General features: G+C 67.5%; 2 protein-coding genes and 1 pseudogene. All 3 read left to right on the plus strand.

The window, feature by feature from the left end:
- Positions 1-372, plus strand: a pseudogene (locus XM50_RS20270) (replication initiator protein A); the annotation flags it as partial.
- Between the two features lie 781 nt (positions 373-1,153).
- A complete protein-coding gene (locus XM50_RS00390; RefSeq protein ID WP_046406417.1) occupies positions 1,154-1,657 on the plus strand; it encodes a hypothetical protein in 504 nt (167 codons plus the stop codon).
- Positions 1,658-1,850: 193 nt separating this feature from the next.
- Positions 1,851-3,370: hypothetical protein (locus XM50_RS00395; RefSeq protein ID WP_046406419.1), on the plus strand; the 1,520-nt coding region annotated here is incomplete at its 3' end.

A 3,370-nucleotide genomic window follows, 5' to 3' on the forward strand; every position in this document is an offset into this window, starting at 1 on the left:
CGTTTCCCCGGGGAAACACCCGCTGCTGCCCCCACCACCCCCGCGCAGCCGCCGCTCCCGGCCCTGTCGCGTGACCCCGCCCCCTCGCCTGAGCGCACCGCAGAGCTGTCCGAAATGGCATCGATGATCCGCCGCTCGGTCAGCCGATCGGTCAAGAGCCTGGCAACGCGCGCCACCGCCGGCGACCTCACCGACGCGACGCTCGACACGCTCCGCGCCGAATATCCCGGCTGGGACTATCAGGCGCTCCATGCCGAATTCCGCCAGTGGATCGACGCCGATCCCGCGCGCACCCCGGTCAACTACCAGAACGCGTTCATCGGCTTCGTCAAACGCTGGCACGACAAGCACCGCCACGAACTCGGCCGGTGACGGCAGGGGAGGGGGCCCACCCGCTCATGCGCCCCGAAACCTTTCCGCCACGCATCGCCCCTCGCATCGCGCACCACCTCTCAAGCCAGGTCGCGCAGACATCCAAGCCAGGCCGGGGCAGGGGAGCCCACACCGACAAAACACCCTCGCGTTCGGCGGATCCGTTCCCGAAGTGTCGGGTCAACGCCGCCGTCCAGACATGTCCACCGCGCCGCGCCGGAGATTTGAACGTCGATCCGGCTACCCACTCCGATTTCGATTCAATTCCCCGCCGCAAACAGGCCTACGATCACGTCCTTCGACACTCCGGGAACATCCCTCGCACCTTCAGGAACCATCAACCGACACTTCAGGAACGCCATCCTCGCACCTTCAGGAACACAGCGACGACACTCCGGGAACAGCGCCCACCCGGAAACCGCCTAATATCAGTGGTTTGTAGCCGATCGCAGCCGCCTAACTCTCTAACCCTAAGATAAACCGTCTAACCTGGAAGGCGATGTGAAATCCTTTGGATTGGAAGAGGGGGATTCACCGTGCGCCGCCACCGTCAGGCCGGCACCACCCGTCACCTTGCGTCACGGGTGACACTCTGCCGTCGCCCCGCGCTCCACAGGCCAGCCCGCCAAGTCGAGAAGCGCCGCCCCTCGCGGAGCCCGACGAGCGTCAGCCATGACACTCTGCCCAGGCCTCTTCCGGCAAAGTGTCACCCGCGACAAAGACGACACGCCGACTCACAAGGGGGATTCACCTTGTGTTCGCACTGTGCTTGATTCGCCGCATGAGCAGCAGCACCCTCGATCTCGGTTCGATCCTCGCCACGCTGACCGCCGCCTCGCGCCGTCCGCGCTACGCCTTCCTCGTCCTCGGGCTGATCGCGGAGGCCGCCCGCGCCGACGGCCGCGCCGGTCCCTGGATCCGCACACGCACTCAGGGCTCGGAAGGGGAGGGGGAACGTGTCGCCCTGCGCGACTGGCTCGCACGGCAACTCGCCCCGCTCGCGGCCAACGACCGCCGCCGCGCCACGCTGCGCGCCAAGGTCGCCGCCCGCATCGCGACACAGGACGCTGCGGTGATCGACGCCGCCGTCGCGGAGGAGGCGCTGGCGATCGGCCGCGCCAATGTCAGCCGCGCCGTCTCCGACCTCGTCCGCGCCGGCCTCGTCCGCCGCCACTATGCCGGCCGCATCACCGATCACGTCAACCGCGGCGGTCGCCGCATGGCGGTCTATGCCGTCGAACCCCCGGTCCTGAACGCCATCCGCTCCCGCCCGACCCTTGTGTAAGGGGGGGGCACCCCGCCGGTATCAACACGCTCCAGGGGCAATGAACCGGCCCGGTCACGCCCCTTGATCCAGATCACCCATAGAAGATCCGATCCCGCAACAAGACATGGCAACAGTAACGCGCTGATATCGCGTCGCGACCCGGCTGGACAGCAACCGCCCCCGTCGGGCATGACTATCGCGGGGGAATGTCATGATCAGTCTGTCTGTTGCACGATGGCGAATCCGGCTGCCGGAAACACTGCCGCGGCTGACCGGCACGGGGCTGCGTATCTTCAGCATCATCTGGGCCGCGACCATTGCGACAGCATTGATCGTCACCGTCTTTGGAACGTGGCAGAGTTTCAAGCCGTATCCCTATCGCTGGCTCAATTACGGCCTGAGCGCGTCGTCATCAGGCAGCGAAATCTTCGCTGTCACGGGACAACAGGCGCAACAATCCGGGATCCGGGCCGGCGACGAAGTCCTCGCCATCGATGGTCGTCCCATGCGCGCTCTGGATTTCGCCCAGCAGCGCCGGTTGCTCGACCGGCCCGAAGGCGCCGTCCTTGCGCTGACCCTGCGCAATGCGCAGGGGGAGGTGCGCACGCACCGGTTGACCCGCGCGGCCAGCAACACGCGGGAGGTGGAGAAGGTGCGCCTGCTCCAGGGGTTCAGCGAAACCGTGTCGTCCACCGCCTTTCTCATCGCCGCGGCCCTCCTCTTCCGCCGTCGCCGTGAACCGGTGCCCGCGCTGCTCGCCCTGGCCTTTGCGACCAACGCCGCGACCGCCAACACGCCACTCGCCGATATCTTGGACATCCCGTTCTTTAGCGAGTGGATGGGCTCGCTCAGCCTGGCGATGCTGCTCGTGGGCCTGGCCGGCTTTCCCGATGGTCGCATCGGGTCGGCGCGCTCCTGGACAATCATCGGCCTGATCCTGCTTTACCCGCCGGCGGTGATCTTACGGGTCGGCGGGCCCTGGATCATCATGCCCTATGTGTTGTCGCTGTGCGCGGTCGTGCTGGTGCGGATGGCGCTGCGCTACCGCCAGATGCCGGCGGGCATCATGCGGCAGCAGGTCCGCTGGGGCTTTTTCGGCCTCGCCACGGGCACCTTCTGGCTGATCCTGTCGGGCATGGCGTTTCTGGCAGCGCAAGGGACAGGGGCGGGGGGGCAATATAGCCAGCTTCATGGCCTCTCGTTGATCTGCAGCCTATTCGCGACGATCTCGATGGTCGGCGGGCTGCTCGTCTCGCTGCTGCGCTACCGCCTCTATGACGCGGACACGGTGATCGGGCGCTCCGCCGCTTATGGCGTGCTGACGCTCGGCTTCGTCGCGCTGTTCGCGGCGGGGGAGAAATTGATCGAGACCTTGTGCGAAACCTATCTCGACGCGCAGGTCGGTGCGCTGGCCGGGGGCCTCGCCGCGGCGCTCGCCGCGGTGCTGATCGTGCCGTTGCACCACCGCGTCAGCAGCTGGGCGGAACGCCGCTTCCAGCGCCAGCTGCTGCGCCTGAGCCAGGGGCTGCCGCAGATCGTCGGTGACCTGCGCGAAACGGGCTCCGTCGGCCAGATCGCGGAGACGGTGGTCGATTCCGCCGCCCGCAATGTCCAGGCCACCCGCGCCGCCGTGCTGGTGGGCGATCGCGTGGTGGCGACGCGCGGGCTCTCGCCGGAGGCGGCAGGGGCATGGCTGGAGGAACGCGATCTGGCGGTCGAGCCGGCCGGCGT

It is taken from the genome of Sphingomonas sp. Ag1, from assembly GCF_000980895.1.
Classification (GTDB): Bacteria; Pseudomonadota; Alphaproteobacteria; order Sphingomonadales; family Sphingomonadaceae; genus Sphingomonas; species Sphingomonas panaciterrae.

Excerpts from the sequence above, each read along its gene's own strand:
- XM50_RS00390 (WP_046406417.1), top strand. The coding sequence starts at position 1,154 with ATGAGCAGCAGCACCCTCGATCTCGGTTCGATCCTCGCCACGCTGACC.